At 59.9% G+C, this 26,598-nt stretch carries 23 protein-coding genes; 10 read left to right on the plus strand and 13 right to left on the minus strand.

All coding sequences use genetic code 11. The annotated features are described in order from the left end of the window. Positions 1 to 98: 98 nt before the first annotated feature. The 7 genes from HER32_RS08605 to HER32_RS08635 form a co-directional block, all read right to left on the minus strand. Entirely contained in the window at positions 99 to 1,595 is a 1,497-nt protein-coding gene (locus tag HER32_RS08605; RefSeq protein WP_149069568.1) for a hypothetical protein, read from the minus strand. Positions 1,596 to 1,800: 205 nt separating this feature from the next. Continuing rightward, positions 1,801 to 5,271 carry a hypothetical protein gene (locus tag HER32_RS08610; RefSeq protein ID WP_168681576.1) on the minus strand — a complete coding sequence of 1,157 codons (3,471 nt, stop codon included), beginning with the start codon at positions 5,269 to 5,271 and terminating at the stop codon, positions 1,801 to 1,803. A gap of 295 nt (positions 5,272 to 5,566) precedes the next feature. Next, positions 5,567 to 7,015 (minus strand): hypothetical protein, encoded by a 1,449-nt coding sequence (locus HER32_RS08615; RefSeq protein WP_168681577.1) that lies wholly within the window; start codon positions 7,013 to 7,015, stop codon positions 5,567 to 5,569. Between the two features lie 16 nt (positions 7,016 to 7,031). Further along, the gene (locus HER32_RS08620) at positions 7,032 to 7,493 is read right to left on the minus strand and encodes a hypothetical protein (RefSeq protein ID WP_168681578.1); all 462 of its coding nucleotides are present in this window, start codon (positions 7,491 to 7,493) and stop codon (positions 7,032 to 7,034) included. 5 nt (positions 7,494 to 7,498) lie between these two features. Continuing rightward, on the minus strand, positions 7,499 to 7,891 hold the full coding sequence (locus HER32_RS08625; RefSeq protein ID WP_149069572.1) for a hypothetical protein: 393 nt from the start codon (positions 7,889 to 7,891) through the stop codon (positions 7,499 to 7,501). Between the two features lie 104 nt (positions 7,892 to 7,995). Further along, on the minus strand, positions 7,996 to 9,366 hold the full coding sequence (locus HER32_RS08630; RefSeq protein ID WP_168681580.1) for a hypothetical protein: 1,371 nt from the start codon (positions 9,364 to 9,366) through the stop codon (positions 7,996 to 7,998). A gap of 230 nt (positions 9,367 to 9,596) precedes the next feature. Further along, positions 9,597 to 10,595: a sugar phosphate nucleotidyltransferase gene (locus tag HER32_RS08635; RefSeq protein WP_149069574.1), complete on the minus strand. Its 999-nt coding sequence runs from the start codon at positions 10,593 to 10,595 to the stop codon at positions 9,597 to 9,599. A gap of 222 nt (positions 10,596 to 10,817) precedes the next feature. Here HER32_RS08635 and HER32_RS08640 point away from each other — a divergent pair, with 222 nt between their 5' ends. From HER32_RS08640 to HER32_RS08650, 3 genes are all read left to right on the plus strand, one after another. Continuing rightward, positions 10,818 to 11,396: a LemA family protein gene (locus HER32_RS08640; protein ID WP_149069575.1), complete on the plus strand. Its 579-nt coding sequence runs from the start codon at positions 10,818 to 10,820 to the stop codon at positions 11,394 to 11,396. 113 nt (positions 11,397 to 11,509) lie between these two features. After that, a complete protein-coding gene (locus HER32_RS08645) occupies positions 11,510 to 11,962 on the plus strand; it encodes a TPM domain-containing protein (RefSeq protein ID WP_149069576.1) in 453 nt (150 codons plus the stop codon). Then, positions 11,959 to 12,783 carry a TPM domain-containing protein gene (locus HER32_RS08650; protein WP_168681582.1) on the plus strand — a complete coding sequence of 275 codons (825 nt, stop codon included), beginning with the start codon at positions 11,959 to 11,961 and terminating at the stop codon, positions 12,781 to 12,783. Before HER32_RS08645 ends, HER32_RS08650 begins: the two co-directional genes overlap by 4 nt. Before the next feature lie 96 nt (positions 12,784 to 12,879). Here HER32_RS08650 and HER32_RS08655 read toward each other — a convergent pair whose 3' ends face one another. Together HER32_RS08655 and HER32_RS08660 are read right to left on the minus strand one after the other, a co-directional pair. Continuing rightward, positions 12,880 to 13,476 (minus strand): exonuclease domain-containing protein, encoded by a 597-nt coding sequence (locus tag HER32_RS08655; RefSeq protein WP_168681583.1) that lies wholly within the window; start codon positions 13,474 to 13,476, stop codon positions 12,880 to 12,882. A 28-nt stretch (positions 13,477 to 13,504) separates the two neighbouring features. Continuing rightward, complete coding sequence (locus HER32_RS08660; RefSeq protein WP_168681584.1) at positions 13,505 to 14,143, minus strand: DUF1684 domain-containing protein; 639 nt, start codon at positions 14,141 to 14,143, stop codon at positions 13,505 to 13,507. 143 nt (positions 14,144 to 14,286) lie between these two features. Between HER32_RS08660 and polA the strand changes: the two genes are divergently transcribed. Beyond that, complete coding sequence (gene polA, locus HER32_RS08665) at positions 14,287 to 17,172, plus strand: DNA polymerase I (RefSeq protein WP_168681585.1); 2,886 nt, start codon at positions 14,287 to 14,289, stop codon at positions 17,170 to 17,172. Positions 17,173 to 17,259: 87 nt separating this feature from the next. On the opposite strand, the gene HER32_RS08670 is transcribed toward polA, so the two are convergent. Next, the gene (locus tag HER32_RS08670; RefSeq protein ID WP_168681586.1) at positions 17,260 to 17,712 is read right to left on the minus strand and encodes a lipocalin family protein; all 453 of its coding nucleotides are present in this window, start codon (positions 17,710 to 17,712) and stop codon (positions 17,260 to 17,262) included. Between the two features lie 352 nt (positions 17,713 to 18,064). On the opposite strand from HER32_RS08670, the gene HER32_RS08675 reads away from it, so the two are divergent. After that, entirely contained in the window at positions 18,065 to 18,517 is a 453-nt protein-coding gene (locus HER32_RS08675) for a DoxX family membrane protein (RefSeq protein WP_168681588.1), read from the plus strand. A gap of 220 nt (positions 18,518 to 18,737) precedes the next feature. On the opposite strand, the gene kbl is transcribed toward HER32_RS08675, so the two are convergent. Next, positions 18,738 to 19,985 (minus strand): glycine C-acetyltransferase, encoded by a 1,248-nt coding sequence (kbl, locus tag HER32_RS08680; protein ID WP_149069582.1) that lies wholly within the window; start codon positions 19,983 to 19,985, stop codon positions 18,738 to 18,740. A 161-nt stretch (positions 19,986 to 20,146) separates the two neighbouring features. Here kbl and HER32_RS08685 point away from each other — a divergent pair, with 161 nt between their 5' ends. Beyond that, positions 20,147 to 20,923 carry a DUF475 domain-containing protein gene (locus tag HER32_RS08685; RefSeq protein ID WP_168681590.1) on the plus strand — a complete coding sequence of 259 codons (777 nt, stop codon included), beginning with the start codon at positions 20,147 to 20,149 and terminating at the stop codon, positions 20,921 to 20,923. Between the two features lie 8 nt (positions 20,924 to 20,931). On the opposite strand, the gene HER32_RS08690 is transcribed toward HER32_RS08685, so the two are convergent. Further along, on the minus strand, positions 20,932 to 22,008 hold the full coding sequence (locus HER32_RS08690; protein WP_168681592.1) for a patatin-like phospholipase family protein: 1,077 nt from the start codon (positions 22,006 to 22,008) through the stop codon (positions 20,932 to 20,934). A 121-nt stretch (positions 22,009 to 22,129) separates the two neighbouring features. On the opposite strand from HER32_RS08690, the gene HER32_RS08695 reads away from it, so the two are divergent. The 3 genes from HER32_RS08695 to HER32_RS08705 all read left to right on the plus strand — a co-directional run bounded on the left by HER32_RS08695 (position 22,130) and on the right by HER32_RS08705 (position 24,487). Then, positions 22,130 to 23,116 (plus strand): NAD-dependent epimerase/dehydratase family protein, encoded by a 987-nt coding sequence (locus HER32_RS08695; protein WP_168681593.1) that lies wholly within the window; start codon positions 22,130 to 22,132, stop codon positions 23,114 to 23,116. Positions 23,117 to 23,297: 181 nt separating this feature from the next. Next, positions 23,298 to 23,597 (plus strand): hypothetical protein, encoded by a 300-nt coding sequence (locus tag HER32_RS08700; RefSeq protein ID WP_149069586.1) that lies wholly within the window; start codon positions 23,298 to 23,300, stop codon positions 23,595 to 23,597. A gap of 161 nt (positions 23,598 to 23,758) precedes the next feature. Then, positions 23,759 to 24,487, plus strand: coding sequence for a DUF3891 family protein (locus HER32_RS08705; RefSeq protein WP_149069587.1), 729 nt, complete (start codon positions 23,759 to 23,761; stop codon positions 24,485 to 24,487). Between the two features lie 124 nt (positions 24,488 to 24,611). Here the strand turns inward: HER32_RS08705 and HER32_RS08710 are convergent, their stop codons facing one another. Then, the gene (locus tag HER32_RS08710; protein ID WP_168681595.1) at positions 24,612 to 25,412 is read right to left on the minus strand and encodes a hypothetical protein; all 801 of its coding nucleotides are present in this window, start codon (positions 25,410 to 25,412) and stop codon (positions 24,612 to 24,614) included. A gap of 155 nt (positions 25,413 to 25,567) precedes the next feature. Between HER32_RS08710 and HER32_RS08715 the strand changes: the two genes are divergently transcribed. After that, positions 25,568 to 26,536 (plus strand): YihY/virulence factor BrkB family protein, encoded by a 969-nt coding sequence (locus HER32_RS08715; protein WP_149069589.1) that lies wholly within the window; start codon positions 25,568 to 25,570, stop codon positions 26,534 to 26,536. The last annotated feature ends 62 nt before the right edge of the window (positions 26,537 to 26,598 follow it).

Genomic DNA, 26,598 nt, shown 5'->3' on the forward strand with positions numbered 1-26,598 from the left:
CAGCGAAGGACCTTACCACGTTTAGTACGAGCCGTTATTACGCGATTCGTGCAGCCGTGATAAGGTCCTTCGCTTAGGCTCAGGATGCCAAAAGGGAGTTACTCAAACCGGATACCGGCCTTCTGCTCGATCTGCCAGGCGCTGCCGACGCGGCGGAGCGTACCGTCCTCCTCCGTAACGATGCGCGACACCGCCCCGCTTGGTTGTTGGTAGCGACAGGCCTCGCGCAAAGAATACTGGGCACTCTGGATGGCATAGGCGTGTACAGCGGGATTCGGGTTCACGCGGAACGTAGCCATGTCGGGGTTCTGCGGGTTGAGGCTGATCTGGTAGATGCTGTCGTGCTGGGGCTGATCGGACAGATCATACTCACTGAAGCCGCCGTTCACGGGCACCTTCACGTATCGCAGAGCCGGCACCGGCGCTACAGGACGCTCCGGTGCGGGCAGCTGCACGGGTGGCACGAGACTGTTGAACTCATCACTGTCGTTCGTTACCGGCGTATTTGTTTGCGCAGTGGGGGCTTCATAGGCGGAAGGCGCTTCGCTGATGTTCGCAAACGGCGTAACCACTGGTGCCGGAGCTTCTGCTACTGGAGCAGGTGCTGGTGCCGATTGTGGTACAGGGGCGGGAGCTGGCCGGGGCTTTTCCACGGGGCGGCCTTGCGGCTGATTCTGCCCGGTATTCGGCCGCTGGTTTTGGTTGGAGTTCTGGCGAGGCGGGGCGGCTGTGGCTACAGGCGTTGCTGGGCGCTTGCTTAGTTCTTCGGCCACACGCTGCTGCACCAGCAACTCAATCTGCTGGCGCAGTTCGGGTGTGAGGCGGGCCGAGGCCGAGCTACCACCCACACCGGGACTGGTTTGTAGAGCCTGAATTTCCTCCCGGCGCTTATCAATGCGGCTGCTTAGCTCCTTTTGGAAACCATCCAGGCTGCGGCGCATGAGCACGTACAGAAACAAGCTCAGCAATGATACAATAAGGGCCAGCGGGGCGAAGAACTTGCTCATCAGGCTCTCTCCACTTCCACTGCGGGCCGGCGCGGCGGCTACGGTATTGTCGGCCGTTAGCTCCTCACTTACGGGCGCGGCCGTTTCCTCCGTCATGGTGGTATCGGGGGCGGCTTCGGCCGCCGTAGCGGCTACCTCGGTGGGCGGAGTGCCGTTCTGCACGTAGCCAGTCAGCTGCGCGGCTAGGGCCTCCACAGCTTGCATACGCGCCGGATTGCTGCGACGGGCCGGCGAGGACTTCAGCCGGTTGATGATTTCGGTGGCCAGCTTCTGCACCCGCGACTTATCCGAACCCAGCCCCTTGTACATCACGCCCCGGCCTTCCAGCGGCTGATACAAGGCGCTGTACACCCGCTGGCTGTCGGCTTTGATGCTGTTTTCCAGCGCCTTCAACGAGCCCCCACACTGCAGGCTATTCTTGAGGTTGGGCCGCCCAGTGTCGTCATACACGAACTTGATGGTAGCGCACCAGATCTGCACCTTCTGCTCGTCGAGCGTAGGCTGCCCGAGGGCCGTTTGGGCGTGGCTGCTGGCGGCCAGGAGTAACAGACCGAAAAGAAGAGAAACAGCGCGGCGGTAAAGATTCATAGGTTTCAGAGGCAAAAAGAGGGCGCGACGAAAGAAAGCAGCAATACGTGTCAATTATGTTGAGCGCAGCCGATACATCTCATAGGCTGACGTTATAACGGTATTGCTATGCTGAGCTTATCGAAGCATCTCAACCGTTACGTCAGGATTTACCACACTAGCGAGATTCCTCGGCTTCGCTCGGAATGACGGGCTGGCTTGAGAATCATCCGGCTTGCAGCTCCCGGCTCAGATTGTACAGTGCCTGTTTCAGCGGGAGGAAGAACAGGGTTTCTGGCAGAGTTTCGTCGGCCGACAAGAGGCGCTGGAACTGGTGCAGGCCCAGACTCAGGCTGTCTTCGATTTCACGGAGCAAGATGTCCTTCACGCGCTGCCGATCCACATCTACGCCAACTTCGCGCATGTAGGGCGCTATTTCGTCGCCTTCCAGTACCAAGGTGAAGTAGTTACGCACGTTGTCGAGCACTTGGGCTTTCAGGTCGGCATCTACCTGGGCCAGCTTGAGGCGGCGCTGCCCGATTTCGCCCGAGTCCGGGGCGCCGGTGAACTTCACGGGCTTGATCCGGTCGTAGTCGGCGGTGGAGGCGCCGTCTTCGTAGAGCACACCGCCGTTGGTGGTGGCTTCCTTGGGGTTGTCGGCCAGAATCACGCGGAAGTTGTGCGGTGGCTCGGTGCCGGTTACGGCCTGGAAAATGGCTTTCGTAATCTTCTCAATGGCGCCCAGGTTGCTGCCCCCGGCCAGCAGGCGCAGGTACAGGCTGCCTTTGCCCGAGAAGCACAGGTAGCGCGGCGTTTTCAGGCCGAGGTGCTGCACTAGTTGGGCGGTGTGGTAGATGATGCTGGTGTAGTGCAGGTAGAACAGCACCCGCAACTGCCGCCCCTTGCCCAGACCCAGGGCCTGCGAGAAACGCAGGGCATCATCGTACTTAAACAAAAGCGAAGTCACGTCGGCCGAGCCAAAGTCCGCGTTGCGCAAAGCCGCGTTCAGGTAGCCTTTGTACTCCTGGTTTTGCTCGGAATCGGGCAGGCTTTCGGCGTGGGCCACGCCCAGGCGCAGCAGGCCGTTTTGCTTGGGTGCGCCCTGCACACGGGCATATCCGTCGCCCCACAGGTCATCACCGGCAAAGCGGAACGAGGTGCTAAAAGCGGGGTGCTGCTCGGCAAACACCAGCAAGTCCGTCGTGCCGCCGCCGATGTCGATGTTGATGACGTTTTCGTCGCGGTTGGGCACCACCTGGTTGGTGGCCGTGAGGTAGTAGTACGGCGCCACCGATTCGGTGAGGCAGATGGTGGAGCGGCGCACCTTGAACACCTCCTGGAATTTCTCGTCCCATACCTGCTGGAACTGGTTACGCAGGAACCCATCAAAGCTCAACGGGGCAAACCACACCACGCGGGTATCTTCCAAAATACCGCCGTGCAAAGCTGCCTTATGGCGCATCAGCAGCAGCATTTCCTTGAAGAAGGCCTCAATGCGCGATACGCCCTGCGGGTCCAACTCCGCCGACCACTTCAGGTTGGTCACAAAGCGGTTCTGGGGCAGCTCCGAAAGGGTTTCGGTGTTGATGCTGAAGCCCACGTTGATGTTGCTGAGCACCTTGGCCGGCTCATTGGCAAAGCTCAAGGTTTCGCACACGGCCGTCCGAATCGGAAACTCATAGGCGGAGCCGCCTTCGCCAATAAAGCTGGGCACAAACTCGCGGGTTTGGAGCGTAGCTACATCACTCTGCAGCTGCCCGGCCCCCGACCGGTAGCGCTGCGTAGCCGACTGCCCGGCGTCGGGCAACGGAGCGTGCAGCCATTCTACCTGCACATCGGCCTCACCGATGGTGAAGGGACGCGGATGCGCCCGGGGGCTATCGGCGTAGGCAATGTGGGTGTTGGTGGTACCAAAGTCAACGGCAAAGGTAAAGCGGCGGGTTCCGCGCTCCAACTCACGCCAGCGCGGCACTACCAAGCCCCGGGCCGGGGCGGCGCCCAGCACGGCGGGCGGGCAGGTCAGTTCGGCAATGTCGAAATGGGTGCCGGTAATTTCGTAGTATGTGCTGCCGGCGCTGGCCACGCTCTTGGTGGTGCGCTCCTGGCGGGTAGCGCGGCGGGCGGCGCCCTGGTCCGTTATCCGCTCCCCACCGGCAAAGAAAGCCAGTTCGTAGCGGCGCTGTAGCATGGTGGGCGAGTTGTCGGCGTCTACCAGCATCACCTTGTACAGGTCGTTGTACTCGGGCTGCTGACGGAACACGTAGAAGGGGAAGATGCCCACGCCCACATTGGCCCGCACAATGCGGCCCTTCTCCAGAATCTCGCGACCCTGCGCGTCCTTCGGGTTCTGCGGGTTGGTGTAGTAGCTGCGCTCGAACGTGATAAAGCGGCCGCCCTGCACCGGCACCCGCAGCTGCACGCGCACGTGGTTCAGATCGATGGTGAAGGTGAGTAATTCGGCCAGCTCGTGCTCGGTGAAGTACTCGAAGAAGGCCTGACGCAGGGGTAGCAGATACGGAAAACGGGCCCGTCCCTGCCCATCAGCCCCGTATTGGAAGGTGACTTTGCCGGTGTGGTAGCGCTGGGTGTTCAGCTCGTAGGGCAACTCTACCAGGGAATCTTCCAGAAAGTCACCAACGGTCAGATAGGGGTATTTGAAGCCTTTGCCGGGTAGCACGCGGCTTTCCAGCGCCAGCTCATCGTGGTAAGGCACGGGAGTGCGGTCGTCCCAGGGCTGGCCATTGAGGTAGTTGGCTCCGGCCATGGTCAGGTTGGGACGCAGCACCAAGGGGCGCGGGCGGCCAGTGCCGGCTTCGCGCGTGGGCTGAATGAACAAGTCGGAGGAGGTAACGGCCGACTGGTCGGCGCGGCCGGGCAACGGTACCCCTTTCACGGTTACCAGATTGCCTTGCGCATCGGGTAAGGCCGGAAAACGGCTCTGGTACTGCTGGGCCGTCCGGTCGCCCTGCATCTGCATCTGGTTGATGCGGGTGCGGTCGAGGGCGGCGTACACGCTGCCGGCAAAGTCGCGGCCGCGCAGCTGCGGATACGCCAGAAACAGCTCGTACACAAACTCCTGAAACTGCGGGTCGCGCTGCTCCAGCAACACCGTCTGCCCATCAAAGTAATGGCCCCGGGCCTGCGGGCGCTCCAGATCCAGCGGCTTCACGGCCGGGCCGGTAAACAGCAACGTGAGCGGCGAAGTACCGCCCAGCAGGCGCGGCCCGCCCGCCAGCTCCGGCGACTCATAGAAAATGAGGTACATGTCGGAGAAACCCTGGAAGCGCTGGTCCTGGAAGAACAGCTGCAGGGTTTCGCCCAGCAAACGGGTGCCTTCCTCACTGCGCATCTTCCGGATTTCGGCCTCCGTGTTCCAGCGCCGCAGCGTGATTTTGCGGCCCGCTTGCGAGTAGAGGTGGAAGTTGTAGAGCAGCTCCAGCAGGTCCCAGTAGTGCGTCACCAGCTCGTGGTACACCGAGCCCGGGTTGCGCTGCCCTTCGCGGGCCAGGAAGTCAAACGCCGTTTCAAACAGGTGCATCCGCGCAAACGGCGTCGGGATGCTGATGGCCAGATTGCGGGCCTTCCCGCCCGTGGGGTCCGTTACGGTGTTGATTTCGGTACTGGTGACGGGGGCGGTTTTCTGCCAGCCTTGTACTTGCTGGGAACCGTTATTGTGCAGGCGAAGGACTTTAGCCATTCTTAGTTTGCTTTGATTTGAACGGAGTCCCCTCCTTTTTTAAGGAGGGGTGCCCGAAGGGCGGGGTGGTTCAGGCGTTGTTTCGTTGTTTGCTTATTCCGTCATGTCGAGCGTAGCCGAGACATCTCGCTAGTGTAGTAATTACCACTGCAACGCCCGCACGCGAGATGTCTCGGCTGCGCTCGACATGACGGGCGGTTTTTCAGCTAAACAATATCAGCAACGAGGTAACCACCCCAGCGGCAGTAAACTGCCGCATCCCCTCCTCGGTTGAGGAGGGGAATTGACGTTCTGATTACACCACTTTTACCTTTTCCTCGAAGGCCTTGTCGGTCACATCGTAGAACAGCGCTAGCAGCTTCTTGAAGTTGTCGGGCTCGTTGATGGACTTGTCGGCTTTGTTGAGGTTATCGAGCAGCCAGTTGTGGCTGAGGCCTTTGTTGAAGAAGTCGTTCCACTTCTTTTCCACGGGCTTGCCGGCAATCATGGCGTTGAAATCCTCGGTATTCAGGTCGAAGGGGCGGAAGGCGCGGCGGTTCTGGGAGAGTTCCTGCAGCCACTGGTCTATGCCGAACTCGGGGCTGTGCAGCAGATTGTTCAGCTCCCGGAAGATGGGCTCGTTGCGCAGGGCATAGTCCAGCTTCAGGTTGTCGTGGTAGGGCGCCTTGTCGGTGGGCAGGTGCTGCTTGTGGTAGCGCGAGAAGTACAACATCTGGGTGAGGTGCTTGGCTACCAACTCGCGGGTTTCGTCGGGCAAGTGGCCAAATTGCACCTCCATCGAGTCACCACCTAGGCCGTACTCGTGGAAGTGCGGCGCGCCGCTACGCAGCTCAGCATCAGAGTACTGCATGAAGTCCACGATGCTGAGGGCGGCCAGCAGCTCAATCAGGTGAGCTTTGTTTTTCTGCTGGGTGCCGCCGGGCTGGTTGTCGTAGGGTGTGTCAGGCGTGTCGGCTAGGTAGTACAGCGCATCCAGGCCCGGCAGGTTGTGCTCGTAGTAGCTGAGTGCCGCCTTGGTCTTGGTCAGGAAGTTGTTGGAGTCGATAACCTGGTTTTCCTCGCTTTGCAGCGCGAAATAGGGCATTACCGTCACGGCGCCGGTCAGGGCGTCGCGCAGGTAGCGGGCGTTGCTGAGGCGGGTATTGGGGTCTTTCAGGTTTTTGAGCAGCAGCGGAAAGCCAGCCGCGCCGGTACCACCGAAGATGCTGGACACAAAGAATACCCGGTCGCCTTCCTGGAAGTTGTCGGCGAAAAACCGCATTTCCGGGCTTTCCACCACCTTGTTCAGCACCACGGAGCCCACGTTGGGGGAGCCGCGGAAGCCAATGGTAAGCGGACTTTCCAGGTTGTCCTGGGTGAAGAGCAGCTCCACCATGGCCTTGGAGTCTACGGAAAGCTGGTCGTAGTGCAGGTACTGGCGGAAGCTCTGGTTGATGCCGCCGAAGTCGAAGATGAAGGTATCCTTCACCCCGCCGTTGGCATCGGCCGAGATGTTGCTCAGCGTGCTGATGTCGGTTTTGAAGAAGCCTTCCTCCTGCTGGCCCAGGCGGCGGTGCACCTGCTGGTAGCTTTGCAGCAAGGCCACCGTGCGGTTCATGTCGCCGTTGTGGGCGTCGGGGTCGATGATGATGGGCACCACCCGGTCACAGTTGGGCAGCTCTACGCCCGAGGCCAGCAGCATGGTGAGCGAGCGAATGACGCGGGAACCCGTGCCGCCGATGCCGAATAAAAACAGTTTAGCCATGTGGGTACTTTTCAAATTACTCTTCTAGTGATTCGTCCTCTTCGCAGTTGTATATGGCATTACTGAGTACCATATGGATATCCGCAAAGTGACGACACTGTTCTACCAACTCTAGTAAATGAGCTTCTTCAACGAATTGAGTAAGAATGTCATCATCGGCTTTTACACACGCAATGACTCGTTCTTTTAACTCGTCAAGCGAATAGGCTCGGGTAATGACCCATTCGTTTTCAATAGGTATGGAGGCCCAATAGAAATACGATAGAAGTTTCTGAAAAGGACCGAAGCTCCGCTTGAGCGTGATAGTTCGGTCCCATACAGCTCCCTTCTTATCGTAAAATTCTTCTCTTCCTTTCTGCAAGCTATAGTAGCCGGACAGGTTACAGTGAGCAACCCCCGTTTCATCTTCAATGAAATAGCAGTAAGGATCTTTAGGGTACTGATGAAGCGCTAACAGTGGGAATTCAGGCTTCATCATTTACGCTAAAATGGAGTGGTGCTGGCGTTGGTGGAGGTACGCTTGAGCAGCAGGGAGAACAGGAAAAACCAGAGCATGCTTAGCACTGCGTTCCAGGTAGCCAGCCAGTAGATGTAGCTGTGTTGGGTGGCCTGCTGGGCGCTAGTTTGCCAGAGGGTGATAACGAAGGCCAACACCGCGTTCAGCGCCAGGAAAATGCCCCAATGGCGTCCTTTGTTGAAGGTGGCCACGCCCATGGCGCGGTTGATGCCCAGGTAAAACAGCAGCACCAGCGCCAGAGACAAGCCCCAGTTCAGCAGTCCCAAATTGGGAAAGATAACGTCGCGGTACACAGGCGTGTCGGCAGGCGGCTGGGGCTGGCCGATGAGTTCGTAGATGGTCTGGAACAGTGCTTTCATAGAAGCTGAGGGAAACGCGGGAATGAGTTAGGAGAGAGGAACGCGGGGAGATGAAACGGCAAACGGCCGCGGATAGTGTACGCAGTACGGTTGCCACGGGGCAATTACCGGGCCGGCTGCAGGGTCAGGTCGATGCGGAAGATGGGTTGGGCGTCCTGCTCACTGGTCGTTACGGCCTGCACCCCATCCACCAACGAGCTGAGGGCAAACGTCTTGGCGCCGCTCTGGTTGGGGTTGCTGTCGTTTTTGGTAGTCCACTGATTTACCCAGGCCGGCCGCCGGTCATTTAGCACCACTTGCAGGGGCCGGGCCGCTTTGCCCAGACGCGTGAGGCGCACTTTCACAAAGTGGGTGTAGCCGGATTCGGGGCCGCTGCTGGCGCGGGTCTGGTCGGTAGCCGCAAACACCTGGGCGATTTTGGCATCGGTATCCTGGCCAATAAGCTGGAGGTTTTGCTTAAGGTAGGCCACGTCCTGGTACAGAGCCGGCAAGGACTTCAGATTCAGGCCCAATACAAACTCCACCGGCTGCGCGGCCGAGGCTTCGGCTACCGTAATGGTGTGGTAGGAAGCCCCCGCAGCCCGCTTGCTGGCACCTTCATCCCCGTAGTACCAGCTGCCTTGGTTCTGGAATTTGCTTAGCAAGGACGAGGCAGGCACCGGATACGTCACGCCGAAGTGGGCCTGCTCAGCCGACTGCTTACTGAGCAGGGCGGCATCGAAGCGGCGCACGGCATCGGCGGGACCCAGCACCCAGAAGTAGTACGGAATATCGGTGTCGCAGCAGTTGGCGCGTTTGGCTCCGGCGGTTTTTAGGGCGGGGTAAAAGGCGCCCTTGAAGTCGGAGGTGAAGCCGTAGACCGACACAGCCAAGTCAGAGCGGCTAGCCCGGTTGAGGGCGTCGGTAATATCGGTTTTGATGTAGGGAATGGCGCCGGCGTTTTTCGGGGAATAAATAAAGTCCGAAATCAGCACGCTTACGGAGCCGGGCTGGTAATAGCGGCTCACCAGCGTATCGAGCACTGAGGGAATATCCGTGCTCTTGGCAGGCTCCTGAATGCCCCCGCGCACCGTGCCCGAAAGCTGCTGGTACGAGTCGCGGTAAGGCTTTTCCTTGATGCGGAAGAACTGCTTTTGCTGTACGGCCGTGCTGCGGTTTACATCCGATAAAAATTGGGCTACGTGCTGCTGGAACCGCGTATTCTCGGCCCCGCCGCCGGGCTTGGGCATAAACCCTTCCATGGACCCCGACACTTCCAGAAACACGTTCACCTGCGCGAGCGGCGCATTGGTAGCCTCGGTGGGCGCAGCGGTATTTTTGGGCGCTACGGCCCCGGGCACCTCGGTGGGCGGCACTTCAGTGGGCGTGGTGGCCGCCCCCCCTTCCGATTTCATGTCCTCCCGGGAGTAGCAGCCAGTGAGCAGCAAGGCGGCTGCCACGGCCGGCAGCAGGGTAAGCAAAGTGGGTTTTCGCATCGGGCCAAAGTACAGGTTGGCGGCCGAAGCCGCAACCCCGCGTACTGACAAGCCGCCCCGCAGGTTGTGCCGAAACGCAAGGCGCAGCAGAAAATTTTATCTTCGCCGCCCTTTACTGTCATCCTGAGCGAAGCGAAGGACCTTATCACAGTAGAACGACTATCGAAACAACGACTCGTTCCAGCGTGGCAAGGTCCTTCGCTTCGCTCAGGATGACAAATAAAAAAGCTTTAGCTGTAGTCGATTTCCGTGTTGTCGCCGATGTTGAGGCTGTGGTTCATGCCGCGGAAGGAAGCGTCGGAACCTACAATGCAGTCGTGGAGCACCGCAGAGCGCAGTTCGGAGTAAGAGCCGATAATAGCGTCACTGAGGATGGTGTTCTTAACGATGGTCCGGTCGCCGATGGCCACGTTGGGGCCGATGATGGCGTGCGAAATCTGACAGTCCCGGCCAATGCTAACGGGCGGGATGATGATGGTATCCGGAAACTCGGGGTACTCGCGGCGGCCCAGGAACTCGGGGCGGTTAAGCAGGCGGGCGTTGGCTTCGAGCAGGGTTTCCTTGCGGCCGCAGTCAAACCAGTTGTCTACCGGCGTAGTCGTAATGGTTTCGCCCTGCTGAATCATGCGCATGAGGGCATCGGTGAGCTGAAACTCGCCGTGGGTGCGCTGATCTTCGTTTACAATTTGCTCCAGGGCCTCGGCCAGCAAGGCAGGGTTGGCAATCTTGTAGAGGCCCACCATGGCATAGTTCGACTTCGGAATGCGGGGCTTCTCCACCACTTTGGTGACGCGGCCGCCGGCCCCGGTTTCCACCAGCCCAAACATGGTCGGCGTTTTCACTTCCTTCACGGCCAGCACCGTGCCGGGCGTGCGCAGCAGCTGGGGCAGGTCGATGTCCACAATGGTGTCGCCGAGCAGAATCAGCACGCCTTCCTCGTGGCGAAACGTGTCGCGGGCCAGCCACAGGGCCTGCCCGATACCCTCGCGCGGCTCCTGCACCACGAAGGTGGCTTGCAGCTCGGGATACTGGCGGCGCACGTAGCGCTCCACCTTTTCGCCCAGGTAGCCAATGATGAAGACGAAGTCGTCAATACCCGCGCTCAGAAGCCGGTCGATGATGTGACCCAGGATGGTAGTGCCTGCAATGGGCACCAACGACTTGGGCTGGGTGTGCGTGTGCGGGCGCAGGCGGGTGCCAATGCCCGCGACGGGAATGACTGCTTTCATGAACAAGCGGTGGAGGGATAGATTCGCAAAATACAGATTCGATTGGTTTAGCTCCCTACTAATACAACCGCCGACGCCCGAATTCGTACTGGCAGCACGTGTATATAGTTTTTCCTGCATAGGTTAGGGCCCCAAAGCCCCACCGTACCTGCCGCCCCGGCAGCGCCGCCGACCGGCTAGCTTCCCTTGTTTTCTCTCCCTCACTTCCATTTTTTAACTTTTATGAAACGCTTCCTTCTTTACTTCGCGGGCCTGGTAATTATGCTCAGCCAGTCGTCGTGCGGCTACAACTCCATGGTCCAGAAAGACCAGGCCGTGAAAGCCCAGTGGGCCAACGTGCAAAACAGCTACCAGCGCCGCTCCGACCTGATTCCGAATCTGGTGAACACGGTGAAAGGTGCCGCCAACTTTGAGAAATCTACCCTGACGGAGGTGATTGAAGCCCGCGCCAAGGCCACCAGCGTACAAGTAAACTCCGACCAGCTCACCCCCGAGAACATCAAGAAGTTCCAGGAAGCCCAGAGCCAGGTATCAGCCGGATTGGGCCGCCTGCTGGCCGTTTCGGAAAACTACCCTGATCTGAAAGCCAACGCCAACTTCCAGGAGCTGCAGGCCCAGATCGAGGGCACTGAGAACCGCATCAACGTAGAGCGCCAGAAGTTTAACACCGTCACCAACGACTACAACGGCTACATCAAGTCGTTCCCGAACAACATCTTCGCCGGCATGTTCGGCTTTGCCGAGAAACCTTACTTCGAAGCCGACGCCAGCGCCCAGAAGGCGCCCACGGTACAGTTTTAATTAGTTGTTAGGGTCTTGGGGTTTTAGGGTCTTGGGTTGACGTGTCAAGAAACAACAGTTCGTTGCTCGTTAAACCAAGACCCTAAGACCCCAAGCCCCCAAGACCCTAACCCATGACCAACCCACTCACTCCCCAGCAGGAGGCTTCGCTGATAGCCGCTATCCGGCAGGCGGAGGTGCGTACCTCCGGGGAAATTCGCGTGCATCTGGAAAACCAGTGTCCCACCCCCGAACCACTGGACCGCGCCGCGCAAGTATTTGCTCAGCTCAATATGCAGCACACAGCCCAGCGCAATGGGGTGCTGTTCTACGTGGCCTGGGACTCCCGCCTGTTTGCCGTCATTGGCGACGCCGGCATCAACGCCGCCGTGCCCGACGACTTCTGGGAAAGCACCAAGGAAATTGTGCTGGACCACTTCCGCGCCAACAAGTTTGTGACGGGCCTGGAGAAGGGCATTCAGCTGGTGGGTGAGCAGCTTCAGCGGTACTTCCCCTACGACGCCACTACCGACCAGAACGAACTCGACGACTCCATTTCGTTTGGCGATTCAGCGCCGCGTGTATGACCTCTTCCTCCTTTAGGTTTTTTCGATTAACCCGCGTGGCGCGGTGGCTGCCGCTCGTGGCCCTGTGGCTGCTGGCCTCCGCGGCCCTGGCGCAGAACCTGCCGCCGCGGCCCTCCCCACCCCGCCTCGTAAACGACCTAGCCGGCCTGCTCAGCCCCGACGAAGAAGCGCAGCTGGAGCAAAAGCTCATTGCCTACGATGATTCTACTTCCTCGCAGATTGCGGTAGTCACGGTGCCCTCCCTGGAGGGCTACGAAGTGGCCGACTATGCCCAGCGCCTCGGGGAAAGCTGGGGAGTAGGCCGCAAGGGTAAAAACAACGGCCTGCTGATTCTCGTCAGCAACGCCGAGCATAAAGTCACCATTCAGACCGGGTACGGTCTGGAAGGAGCCATTCCGGATGCCCTGGCTAAGCGCGTCATCAGCAACGTGCTGGTGCCCAACTTCCGGGCCGGGCAGTACTACAAAGGCCTGGATGAAGCCACTACCCGGCTGATTGCCCTAGCCAGCGGTGAGTACAAAGCGGAGCCGCGCGCCACCGGCGACTTTGAAGACAGCAGCGGCTCGGGCTGGACGTTCTGGATAGTGCTGGCGGTGCTTATTCTCTTCCTGATCTTCCGCATGCGCGGCGGCGGAGGTGGTGGCGGAGGTGGTTTTGGCAGCCGCCGACGCGGCTTTGGGGGCGGCTTTATCCCACCCATCATCCTGGGTGGCGGTGGTTTTGGCGGGGGCGGCTTCGGCGGCGGAGGTGGTGGCGGGGGCGGCTTTGGTGGCTTCGGCGGCGGCTCCTTCGGCGGCGGCGGTGCCTCCGGCGACTGGTAAGCGGCCTGCTACTCAAGGTCCTGTAACACATAAAACAGTAAGCGCCTGCCGTCGTGCTGACGGCAGGCGCTTACTGTTTGCGGCAGAGTACCATGCTTAATGGGTGAGCTTGTAAACCGGCAGTTGGTAGAAAGGACGCAGGAGCTGCACCACATCCAGGGCATCGGCCAGGGCTTCGTGGGCCACTTCCTGGCTCTCGAAGTTTGCGCGGGCCTTGCAGATGGTCATGGTGGGCAGGCGCGTGTCTTTGTGCCAGTTCAGATAAAAAGCGGCCGGGTCGAGCATAGCAGGCTCCGCGCGCACCAAGGTGCCCCAGCCCGGCAGCTCCCGCAGAAAGCCCAGGTCAAAGACCGCAATGTTTTTGCCGGCCATGGTCACCGTCACGCAGTCCTGCTTGTCGGTTTTGAAGCCTTGAGCAAGCAGAAACTCCCGTAGCTGGGGCAGCAGCTCGGCCGGGTTACACAGCTCGGGGTTAGGCTCTTTGCGGGCTAGTTCCTGGATAAGCCGGGCATTCAGGGCCAGGGCTCCGGCGGTGCCCACGTACTCGGGGTGGCGCACCACCCGCCGGAAAGCGGGCAGTTCCTCCAGTGGCCGCAGGTGCTTAGTGTCTTCTACCACCGCCGCCAGCTCCAGAATCTGATGGCGCTGGGGGTTGCTGCCGGAAGTTTCGAGGTCAAGGGAGACGTAGCGCATCGGGGGGCAGAAGCTAGCCGGCATAAGATTAATGGTCACTCATCACGCCGGCCTCTACTGCCGTGCCCAGCCGGTTCTCGGGCGGGGGCACGGGGCAGGAATAGCCGGTCTGATAAGCACAGTATGGGTTATAAGCCCGGTTGAAGTCGAGCAGCACCTGTCCGCTGCGGAGCTGGCCCCGGCGCAAGTCCAGGTAGCGGCCGCCGCCGTAGCTGCCGCGGCCGTTGGTACGGTCGGTGAAGGGCACAAACAGGTAGTCACGATACTCGGGGTTCTGTTGCAGATCCAGGCTCTGATATACGGTAAGCTGCCGGGGCTTACCGCCGAGCATGAATTCCAGCACCCCATACTTGCGGTACAAGGGCCGCCGGGTGGTGCTGGTCTGCATGGGAAACGGGGCCGCCAGCGAATCGGGTACGAAGCGCGCCCGCACGCAGGCGGCATAGTTGACCCGGTAAAACGACAGCCCGGTAAAAGCCTTCCGGGCAGCGCGCGGCAGCGGCGTGCGGGTAGAGTCGCGGAACTCGGCGTTGAGTTCCTGCTGGAAGGCGGCCACCTGCCGGGCGTGTTCGGCCGGCGTGAGCGGTAAAACGTCGGCAGTCTGGGCCAGTGCGGCCGCAACCGTGAGCCAGAGGAAGCTTACCAGGCAGAGAAAGAATGCGCGCATACCCGCAAAGAAACAATAAACCCTCTGCGGGCAGGCGCAAAATTCCGGAGTTCTTCCATCAGTCAGCCTAAAATTTGCGTAATCCCGGGGGCAGGCCGCTGGTTGTGCTGGCCTGCCTCCTTGCCTTCCGTACCTTCGCCCCTATGACTCCCGACGCCCCCGCTGCCCAACCCCACAAGCTTTTCCTGCTCGACGCCTTTGCTCTGATCTACCGCGCCCACTTTGCCTTCAGCAAAAACCCGCGCGTGAACTCCAAGGGCCTGAACACCGGGGCCATCCTGGGCTTTACTAATACGCTGGTGGAGGTGCTGCAGAAGGAAAAGCCCACCCACATTGGGGTAGCCTTTGATGCGGCCAAGAAAACCTTCCGCCACGAGCAGTTTGCCGAGTACAAGGCCCAGCGCCAGGCCATGCCCGAAGACATTGGGCTGGCCATTCCCTACATCAAGCGCATTATCAAGGCCTTTCACATTCCCATCTTGATGGTGGAAGGCTTCGAGGCCGATGACGTGATTGGCACCCTGGCCCGCCGCGCCGAGGCCCAGGGCTTCGGGGAGGTGTTCATGATGACGCCGGACAAAGACTACTGCCAGCTCGTTACCGACTGCATCAAGATTTACCGGCCGGCTTTCATGGGCAATGCCGCCGAAGTGCTGGACGTGCAGCACGTGCTGCAGCGCTTCGAGATTGAGCGTCCCGAGCAGGTAATCGACATCCTGGGCTTGCAGGGCGACGCTTCCGACAACATTCCCGGCATTCCCGGCATCGGCGAAAAGACGGCCAAAACCCTGATTCAGAAGTACGGCTCGGTGGAAAACCTGATTGCCAACGTGCACGAGCTCAAAGGCAAGCAGCAGGAAAACGTGCGCAACTTCGCCGAGCAGGGTTTGATGAGCAAGGAGCTGGCCACCATTCACCTGGACGTGCCCATTGAGTTTGAGGCCGAAAAGCTGGTGCTGGACAAGCCCGACGAAAATGAGCTGCGCCAGTTGTTTGAGGAGCTGGAATTCCGGCAGCTGGCCGCCCGCGTGCTGGGCGGGGGCAGCCCGGGCAGCACCAGCACCGCCCCTACCCCGCGCGGGGCCCGGCGGCCTAAAGTAGCCGAGGGCCAGGGTAGCTTGTTTGGCTCTTCCGCCGACGCAGCGGTAGGCATAGCCGCCGAGGAAGGCGAAACCGGCTCCTTTGGGGCTCCCGCCGGGCCGCGCCTGACGTTGCAGGATGTGCCGCACCAGTACCACCTGATTGATACACCGGAGCTGCGCAAGTCCCTGCTTGAATTCCTGTTGCAGCAAACGGAGGTCAGCTTCGACACCGAAACCACCGGCCTCGACACCATGACGGCCCGGTTGGTGGGGCTGTCGTTTTGCTGGCTACCCGGCGAGGCCTACTACGTGCCCGTGCCGCACGATGACCACGCCGCCGCCCAGGCGCTGGTAAATGAGTTCTGCCCGTTCTTCGAGGCCGCGCACATCACCAAAGTGGGCCAGAACATCAAGTACGACCTTACTATTCTCAAGCACTACAAGGTGCAGGTGAGCGGTCCGCTGTTCGACACCATGCTGGCTCACTACCTGCTGGAGCCCGATATGCGCCACAACATGGACGTGCTGGCCGAAACCTACCTGCACTACACACCCGTGAGCATTCTGGAGCTCATCGGCCCGAAAGGCAAAAATCAGAAAACTATGGCCGACCTGCCCCCGGCCGAGGTGTCGGACTACGCCTGCGAGGACGCCGACGTGACGCTGCAGCTCAAGCATGTGTTCGAGCCCATGCTCAAGGAAGTAGGACTGCTGGACTTGCTCAACCAAGTAGAAAATCCGCTGGTGCCGGTGCTGGCCGATATTGAGTACGAAGGCGTGAAAATTGACTCTTCGGCCATGGGCGAGTACTCAGCCGAGCTGCAGGGCTACATCCAGGATATTGAAAAGCAGATTTTCTCGGAAGCCGGGCAGGAGTTCAACATCGGCTCCCCCAAGCAGCTGGGCGAAGTGCTGTTTGATAAGATGGGCCTGGGAGGCGGCAAAATCAAGAAAACGAAAACCGGGCAGTACGCTACCGGCGAGGAAATCCTGAGCCAGCTGGCGGCCGATGCGCCCATTGCCGGGCTGATTCTGGAACACCGCCAGCTTACCAAACTGCGCAGCACCTACGTGGAGGCCCTGCCCCAGCTGGTGTGCGAAGTAGATGGCCGCGTGCATACCTCCTTCAACCAGGCCGTAACGGCCACGGGCCGCCTCAGCAGCACCAACCCCAACCTGCAGAACATTCCCATTCGTACCGAAAAAGGCCGCGAAATCCGGAAAGCCTTCGTGCCCCGCGACGAGAACCACGTGCTACTGGCCGCCGACTACTCTCAGGTGGAGTTGCGCATCATGGCCGACTTCTCGGGCGACAAAACCATGATTGAAGCCTTTCGCCAGGGCCTCGACATTCATACCAGCACGGCCAGCAAGGTATTCCACGTGCCGCTGACGGAGGTAGACGGGGAGATGCGCCGCAAGGCCAAAACCGTCAACTTTGGCATCATCTACGGCATTTCGGCATTCGGCTTGGCCCAGCGCATCGGTATTTCGCGCAAGGAAGCCACCGAGATTATCGACACCTACTTCCAGGAGTTTTCGTCGGTAAAGCAGTTCATGGACGACAGCATCAACAAGGCCCGGGAGCTGGAATATGCCACCACGTTGCTGGGCCGCCGCCGCTACCTGCGTGACATCAACTCGCGCAACGCCACCCTGCGCGGCTACACCGAGCGCAACGCCATCAACGCCCCCATCCAGGGCACGGCCGCCGACATCATTAAGATGGCCATGATCAACATCCACGAGTGGCTGATTCAGGAAAAGCTCGGCACCAAGATGATCCTGCAGGTCCACGACGAACTGGTGTTCGACGCGGTGCAGGAGGAAGTAGAATTCATTACCCCCAAGATCAAAGAGCTGATGTCCAACGCCTTGCTGCTCCCCCACGGCGTGCCCCTGGAGGTAGAAGTAGGCACCGGCCGCAACTGGCTGCAGGCTCACTAAGACCAGGGCTCAACCTGACATATACACATCAAAAAACGCCCGTTTCTCGATTGAGAAACGGGCGTTTTTTGATGCAGCTACTGCGTCTTATTCGCCTACATAAGTCGTACGGGTAGTGGTAACAACCCCATTATCCGTGTCCTGGGTGGTTAGTACCAACTTGTTCTCGCTCAACTCGGTTATATCGAATTCGACGGCAGCAATAAATACTGTAATCAGCAGCTTTGAGTCGTTGGATGTCAGGGTCCAATTACCGGCGAACTGCTGCGGATCCGATGGGTCGCATTTGGTTTTTCCTTCGTCGGCAATGAATATCCCATTGGCCATGAATTTCGCCAGATCGTCCTTCGTACAGTCCTCTTCGCTACTAAAAGTGTCCTGAGTATTTGAACCAACGGTTTCCGTCTGGGCCGTTACGCGCCAGCTTTTTGCCATTAGCAACTCGCTTTTGGACTTTGGAGCCGGGTCTTTGTCTTTGCCGCAGCCAAAAAATGCGCTACTGGCTACGATAGCCAAGGCGAGGAAAGGAATACGCTTCATTGAATTGATATGATAAAAAGGTGAATGAATACACAAGTGATACCTGTAATTATGCTAGTATGAAAACTGATTAAAAATCATACTGCGTTAACTATCCGCCGCTATTACCTTATCCCTTGCGGTCCGAAGATAAGAGGGACCGGATGATAATTCCTAAGCGGGCTCCATTCATCTATCACCTATTTGGCCTGTCATATCAGGATGCGCCCCCGGCTCCTAAGGGCGTATCTGGCTGCTCCTGAGTCGCGGCTTTTGCGGGTCTTTCCTCGTAAAATACTGCCCCTGGGTTCTATCCACAGTCGATACTTAGTCGTATAGCCCATCCGTACCGCTCACCCTACAACCTGCCCGCATGGCTTCTCACCCCCACACCACTACCCTGCAAAACGTAGCCCGCGCTCTGATGGGCACCTTTATGGTGGCCGCCGGTACCGGCCACCTCACGTTTCAGCGCCGGGAGTTTCAGGCCCAGGTACCCGACTTTGTGCCGCTGAGCAAGGATACCACGGTACTGGCTTCGGGGGTGGTGGAAATCGGGCTGGGGCTGGCGTTGCTGCTGGCCAAAGGCCGCAACCGGCAATTGATGGGCATAGGCTTGGCAGCTTTCTACGCGGCCGTCTTCCCCGGCAACATCCACCAGTATACGCATCATCTCTCCGCCTTTGGCCTCGATACGGATGAAAAGCGGCTGGGGCGCTTGTTTCTGCAGCCGGTGCTCATGGGCTGGGCGCTGTGGTCGACGGGGGCACTATCCTTATCATCCCGAGCCAAGGCAACACGGCCGACATCATCAAGGCGGCCATAACCAACCTCTCAGCATGGTGGGGCCGGAAAAGCTTCGCAGCAAGGCAATGCTGTAAGCTCACGATGCCTCATTTCCGCCGTAGGGCACAAGGAATTGGATAGTCTAACAACCAGACCCAAAAGCTTTGGGCCAATAACCTACTGCTATACAAAAGGCCCCGGTTTGCGCACTTGTTGGGCAAACCGGGGCCTTTTGTATAGAGCCTAGATAGCAAGATGGCTTAGGGCGTGTTGGTTACTACCTGGCCTGCTTCGGGCTGCTGGGCGCTGCGGTCTTTCAGGGTGCCCAGTTCCCGGCCTACCGCAATAAAGGCCGCAATAGCCTTTTCCAAATGGGCGCGGGTATGCGCCGCCGACAGCTGCACCCGGATGCGGGCCTGCCCCTTCGGCACTACGGGGAAGTAGAAGCCCACGACGTAAATGCCTTTTTCGAGCATTTTGGCGGCAAACTCCTGGGCCAACTTGGCATCGTAGAGCATAACGGGCACGATGGGATGCTCGCCGGGCTTGATGTCGAAGCCGGCTTCCGTCATTTTCTCCCGGAAGTACTTGGTGTTTTGCTCCAGCTGGTCGCGCAGGGCCGTGCTTTCGGTGAGCAGTTCCAGCACCCGCAGGGAGGCGCCCACAATAGCCGGCGCGAGGGTGTTGCTGAATAGGTACGGGCGGCTACGCTGGCGCAGCATGTCGATGATTTCCTTGCGGCCCGAGGTGAAGCCGCCCATAGCCCCGCCCAGGGCCTTGCCCAGCGTACCCGTGATGATGTCGACGCGGCCCATGGCGTTGCGGTACTCGTGGGTGCCGCGGCCGGTTTTGCCCAGGAAGCCCATGGAGTGGCACTCGTCTATCATCACCAGGGCCTGGTACTTATCGGCCAGGTCGCAGATTTTGTCGAGCTGGGCAATGGTGCCGTCCATGGAGAAGGAGCCGTCCGTCACGATGATGCGGTGGCGCGTGCCTTTGGCTACGGCATCCTGCAGCTGAAGCTCCAGGTCCTGCATGTCGTTGTGATTGTAGCGGTAGCGCTGGGCCTTGCACAGGCGCACCCCGTCGATGATGGAGGCGTGGTTCAGCGCGTCACTAATAATAGCGTCCTGCTCGTTGAATAGGGGCTCGAACACCCCGCCGTTGGCGTCGAAGGCGGCGGCGTAAAGGATGGTGTCTTCAGTGCCCAGGAACTCGGCCAGCTTTTTTTCCAGCTCTTTGTGAATATCCTGGGTGCCGCAGATAAAGCGCACCGACGATAGGCCGTAGCCGTGGGTGTCAATGGCTTCTTTGGCCGCTTTGATTACCTCGGGGTGGGAGGACAAGCCCAGGTAGTTGTTGGCGCAGAAGTTCAGCACTTCGCCGGCTTCCTGGGTTTCAATTTCGGCGCCCTGGGGCGAGGTTATCACGCGTTCCTTCTTGTAGAGGCCCGCGTCTTTGATTTCCTGGAGCTGCTGCTGGAGGTCGGGTTGGAGGGTGGTGTACATAAGGTGAACAAGCGAATGGGTGAATGAGTGGGCGGTTATGCGAAAGTACGGAGGCTTTTGGTACGGCATTGCGCCGGCGTGGTGTAGGTTTGCAGTTGGCTGGCCCGTCAGCCTTTCCCCCGGCTCGTCCGTATCACTCGTCCGGCTCTACCGCATCCTGCATGAACGTACATATCCAACAAATTCTGGACAACCCGCTGGCGGCGCTGGCTATTGTGGGCAACCTTATCATCATTGAAAGCCTGTTGAGCGTGGATAACGCCGCTGTGCTGGCGACCATGGTGGGCGACTTGCCCAAGGAGCAGCGCCAGAAGGCCCTGCGCTACGGCATCATTGGAGCCTACGTGTTCCGGGGGCTGTGCATTGTGTTTGCCTCGTTTCTGATTGAGTTCTGGTTTCTCAAGCCCCTCGGCGGCCTCTACCTGCTGTACCTGGCCTACGCCCAGTTCAAGCCCAGAAACCACGGCAGCTCCGACGACGACCAGGGCCCCGACAAAGAGAAAAGCTGGGTATACCGGCACACGCTGGGTTTGTTTGGGCAGTTCTGGGCCACGGTGGCCCTCATCGAGCTGATGGACCTGGCCTTTTCCATCGACAACGTGTTTGCCGTGGTGGCCTTCACCGACAACCTGATTCTGATTTGCCTGGGCGTGTTTATCGGGATTCTGGCCATGCGGCTGGTGGCCCAGGCCTTCGTGCTACTCATGGCCAAGTACCCGTTTCTCGAAACCGCCGCCTTCCTGGTTATCGGTATTCTGGGGCTGAAGCTGCTGCTCTCCCTGGTGGAGCACTACCAGCCCGAATCGGCCTTCAGCCGCTTCCTAGGCAGCCACGCCGCCGACGTGGGCCTGACGGTGCTGACGGTAGTTATTTTCCTGATCCCGCTGCTCACCTCCTACTTTTTCAACGTGCCCAAGCGCAACCATTTTCCGCGGTAACCGGGTCCCTACCGGCTTGCCGCCTCAGCCCGATTGAAAAACGCCTGCACGCCCTGCCGGCCGCTGTCCATCAGCTCCTGTTTTTGCGGGGCGGATAGCCGCTTGATTTTGGGGTTGAACCCGCGCGTGTCGATGCTGATGGTGCGGGGCCAGTCTTCGGGGCGGGGGGCGTTCAGGTTTTCCAGGGCTACCGTGTACAGTGCCCCGATGTAGGAACCAAAGTCCTGCACCGCGTAAGGTGCCAGCTGCTGCCGGCCCCCGGGGCGCGTGTCGTAGGCCACTTGCTCGGCGCGGTCGAGGCGCAAACCCAGCGTTTCGGGGTTGATAAAAGGCCCGGCGGCTCCAGGAAGGTAGCGCGGGTGGTCAAATAAATCCAGCGGGTAGTTGGCCAGCAGGCCCCCATCTACCACCACTTCCACCAGCTGTCCTTTGGCCGGGTGCGGCACCACGTGGCCGGCGGTATCCAGCAGCACGGCCCGGAAGTAGAGCGGGATGCTCATGCTGATGCGCACGGCGTCGGCCACGCGCATATCCGGGTGGGTTTCGTAGCTGAACGTCTGGCGGCACTGGCGGGTGAGGTTGGTGCCGGTGGTGTACAGGTCGCGGAAGCGGGCCGGCTCCTGCTGCGCCAGCACGTGTAGCTCGGCCAGCGTGAGGTGGGGGCGCTGGGTTTTGCGGGCCACCAGCTCGGTGAGGTAGCGCGTGAGCTGGTCGCCGCGGTACCAGCCGTATTGGCGGATCAGGCGCGTGCTGCCCCCGAAAAACAGCCCCCGGCCGTCGTTGAGGCGCTGCACGGGCGTTTGATTTACCACGTCAATGATTTCCTGGGGCGAGTAGCCCACCGCCAGCAGGGCCGCCTGAATGGCCCCGGCCGAGGTGCCGCCCACCCGCCGAATACCGGCCAGCACACCCCGGCTTTCCAGCTCCTGCAGCGCGCCCCCGTAGGCAATGCCCCGAATACCGCCGCCCTCCATCACCAGGTTGCGGTACACCGGGCGAGCAGCCGGCTCCGGGCTTTGTGCCGACGCGGAAACGGTGGGTTGGAGCGCAAACAGCAACACCAGAAATAAAGAGAAGTAGCGCATAGGCAGGTCGATAAGCTATGGGAAGGAGCCGGTCCTTACCCGGATGGTTGTATGGGCCGTAGAATGACGCAACTCCGCCGCATCCGTATCTTTGCCCTCCACCCATTCCCCTGTTTTCCGCATGCCTACTTCTTCCTCCGCCCCCACCCCCGGCGACACCATTCTCGTTATCGGCGCGGGCGGGCAGCTCGGCCTGGAGCTCACCCACGAGCTGCGCCAGCGCTACGGCGCTTCCCACGTAGTAGCCGCCGACGTACGCACCCCCAAAGACCTCGAAATTCAGCAGGCCGGCCCGTTTGAGCTGCTGGACGTGCTCGACAAAAACCGGCTGACGGAAGTTATCCAGCAGTACAAGCCCAAGCAGGTATACCACCTCGCGGCGCTGCTGTCGGCCACGGCCGAGAAGAACCCCAAATTTGGCTGGCAGCTGAACATGGATGGTCTGTTTCACGTGCTCGACGCGGCCGTGGACCTGGGCGTGCAGCAAGTGTACTGGCCCAGCTCCATTGCCGTGTTTGGGCCCGATACGCCCCGCCAGAACACGCCCCAGCTCACCATCATGAACCCCAACACGGTGTACGGCATCAGCAAGCTAGCTGGGGAGCAGTGGTGCGAGTGGTACTTCCGCAAGCACGGCCTCGATGTGCGCAGCCTGCGCTACCCCGGCCTCATCGGCTACAAGAGCCTGCCCGGCGGCGGCACCACCGACTATGCCGTGGACATCTACCACAAGGCGGTGGCCGGCGAAAATTATGAGTGCTTCCTTTCCGAGGACACCTACCTGCCCATGATGTATATGCCCGACGCGCTGAAGGCCACCCTCGACCTCATGCACGCCCCCGCCGACAGCATCAAGGTGCGTAGCTCCTACAACCTGGGCGCCATGAGCTTCAGCCCCCGGGAAATTACGGCCAGCATCCAGCGCCACTATCCCGACTTCCAAGTTACCTACAAGCCCGACCAGCGTCAGCAGATTGCCGACTCCTGGCCCGCCAGCATCGACGACACCCAGGCCCGCCAGGACTGGAACTGGCAGCCCCAGTACAATCTAGATAAGATGACGGACGACATGCTGCTTCACCTGAAGGAAGCTGTGGTGCTGAAGTAGTATGGGCGTTATTGGATTCTTGGTTGGGCTGGCCCTAAATGCCGGCGCTGTTTACCTGATATATTGGTTTTTTCGTACCATCATCCGGCGCTACTATGGCAACGTGCAGTCAGCTAACCCTTTCGGGCCCGGCTGGGCACAGTTGCTGGACCAATATGAAAGTTCACATGGCGTGCTACGCATGGTCCAGTTCTCAGCCCGCATTGGAGGAATATGGTACAACGACGTGCTACAGATTGGCTTTGATGTGCAGGATGTAGTCATTCGTAACAACCTGGGATTTTCTTCCCTGGTCAGAATTCCCCTCAATCATATCGAGCTACTGCAGCAGCCGGAGCCATTCCAGGCAACGTCCCTGAGCGAAACAGAATATACTCCCGGCTTATTTCAGGTTGGCAGGGTTGAGGTTGGGCTGGACGCGTACTGGACCGCGCAACTCCTGCAACGCATGGCCGCTGCTGCCCCCCCAGCTACTTTCTGATCATTTAACTACTGAGATTTTTAAACGCCTCACCTTTCCGGTGGGGCGTTTGTATTAATGTTCCACCCGAAAACCTCTGGCATGCCCACCCGTTTCTGCAACTGCGCATCCAACGCCCCGCCCGTACAAAACCAAGACCCCAAGTTCCCAAGTCCCTATTTATGATTGTAAATCATACGCCCGCCGGCTGGCAAATCATCTACCAGCAGGCCCACGCCCTGCTGGCGGCCCAGCTGCTGCACCAGTGGCCCGCGTTTCTTCCCTGCGACCAGTGGGTGGGCCTCCTGGCTGCCGCCGCCCAGCACGACGACGAGCAGCACCAGTGGAATGGACACTACGGCCTCACGCCCGCCGGGGCTCCGGCCAACTTCACCATGAAGGAGTTTTCGCTGGAGCAAGCCACCGGCGTAATGCGCGCGGCCCGCTTCCAGGGCCGCTGGCGGAGCCTGCTTACCAGCATGCACCTGAGCACGCTCTACGAAAGCCTGCGCGGTCAGAATAAGGCAACCGATGCCTTTCTGGATGAGCAGCTGGCTGGTCAGAAGACGTGGCGGCGCGAGCTAAAAATCCGCAAAGCCGAGGCGGAACGCGCCTACGCCCTGCTGCACTGGTGCGACCGGCTCAGCCTGATTCTGTGCCGCCACGAGCTGCCGGAAATGGGCCGGGCCCTGGAAGTCTATACCGGCCCCGATGGTCACCGCCACGAGGTAGTGCGCGCCGAGGCCGATGGCCCCGTAACGGTACAGCCCTGGCCCTTCCGTGAGCCGCAATTTACCGTGAGCGTGGAGGCCACCGTGCTAGGCCAGCTGCAGTTCGCTAACGATGCCGAGCTGGCCGCTGCCCTGCGCACCGGCCCCATCGAAACACTACGCTGGGAGCTGCGCCGGTAACTAAACTACTTTTCACAAACCGGCTGTCATCCTGAGCAGAGCGAAGGACCTTATCACACTGCAGCAAGTCGTGCGAGTGTGATAAGGTCCTTCGCTCTGCTCAGGATGACAGCTTAATGGTAGGCTACAGCTTTGCCACCGGCTTCGGGTTCTGCATCAGGCCGGCGGGAACTTGCTGGGTGAGCGAAAGGTGACCCAGGGCGCGGCCGTCTTTCCCATCAGTGCGGTCGGTAGCCAGCAGCAGGGCACCGTAGCGCTGGTAGCCGGCCCAGCGGCGGCGAAACGCGGGTTGGGCATCGGTGGCTTTTGGGAAAAAAGCCCACTCCTCTACCAGGTTGGTTTTGGGGTTGATGAGCACTTCGTACTTGTTATCGGGCGTCACGCCCACGTTCTTGAAGGTCATGTGCAGCACCTCGGCGGGCGTGCCGTCCATGAGCTTGCCGGCGCCGTGGTAGGTAAGTGTCACGCCGGAATCCTTGAGCTTGAATGGCATCAGCAGCCACCAGGAGTTATTCACCCAGATGGGGTACATTTTGGCCAGCAGCTTCTGCCCGTCGGGGGTGGCCGAAACGTCTTGGCCGGCACGGTACACCTTGCCCTGCTTGGTGCCCAGGTTGTAGAGCGCGACGAGGCTGTCCTTCTGCCAGCGGAAGTCGCCGGTTTGCTTGTCCCAGAGCTGGTAGGAGCCATCCAGAAAGTCCCAGCCAAAAAGACGGGCCTGCTGCCAGGCCGGGTAGCCGCCCATAGCCCGCATTGCCTTATCGGCCAAGCGCAGGGCGCGGGGGTCGGAGCCTGATTGGTCGAACCCGGCCGCGGCTGGGTAAGCGGCCGTATCAGCAGCGGCGGCGGTAGTAGTGGCTGGTTGCTCCGTGGGGCCCGACTGGCAGGCACCCAGGCCAGCCAACAGCAGAAAAGCAAAGAACATAGCGCGCATAGAAAGCTGAACAGTGTACAACCCGGGCCGGCTTCGTGCCGGTAGGGGCATCCCACGCAAAGATGCATAAACCAACCCGATGGCCCCAACGCCCGGCGCAATCTGCCCGTACTACCGGCAACCCTGTGCTCTGACGTTTCTACCTTATGGCCACACATTACCGCGTTTCGGATATTTTCAATATCCTTAAAACCACTGCCAGCGAGTTCATGGTCAACAACTCGTTTCGCCACGCGGCGGCGCTGTCGTACTACACCATTTTCTCGCTGCCCCCGCTGCTGCTCATTGTCATCACCATTGCCAGCTCCATCTATGGGGCCGAGGCCGTGACGGGACAGGTGTACGGGCAGCTACGCGGATTTCTCGGCGCCGATTCGGCTAAGTTCCTGCAGGATTCTATTGCCGAGTTCACCAAGCAGCAGAAAGGCGGCCTGGCTACGGTTATCGGCATCGGTACGCTCATCTTTGCGGCTACTACCTTCTTTGTCACCCTGCAGGAAAGCATCAACGACATCTGGAACCTGAAGGTGAAGCCACGCAACGGTATCTGGCAGTTTGTGCGTGACCGGCTGCTGAGCTTCGGCCTGATTTTGAGCGTGGCGCTCTTGCTGCTCATTTCCTTTGTCGTCAGCGCCATCCTGAGTGCCTTCACCGGCAAGCTGCAGCAGTGGTTTCCCGAAATCGGGGTGGTTGTTATCAAGCTGGTCGACTTTTTCCTCTCCCTGGGTGTCACGTCCTTGCTGTTTGCCCTGATCTACCGGTTTTTACCCGACGCCGTCATCCGCTGGCGCGACGTGGGCATTGGCGCAGTCATCACGGCCACACTGTTTGTGCTGGGCAAGTTTCTCATTGCCTTCTACATCGCCAAGGCCAACCCCGGCTCGGCTTTCGGAGCAGCGGGCTCGGCCATTGTGCTGCTGCTCTGGGTAAACTACTCTGCCCTCATCATCTTTTTCGGGGCCGAGTTCACCCAGGAGTTTGCCGATGCCTTCGGGCAGAAAGTGCAGCCCAAGGCCCACGCCGTGCGCATCGAAACCCGGGAGGTACCCGAAGGCGAAACCAAAGAAGAAATTACCACTGGCCGCCCCCGCTCTACCGGGCGCTGGAAAAGCTGAAAAGTCCAGGGCAGCGGCATAGTATTGCCCCCTCAGCTTGCCAATATGGCTATTAAGGATGG

It is taken from the genome of Hymenobacter sp. BT18 (genome assembly GCF_012273015.1).
In the GTDB taxonomy this organism is placed as follows: domain Bacteria; phylum Bacteroidota; class Bacteroidia; order Cytophagales; family Hymenobacteraceae; genus Hymenobacter; species Hymenobacter lutimineralis.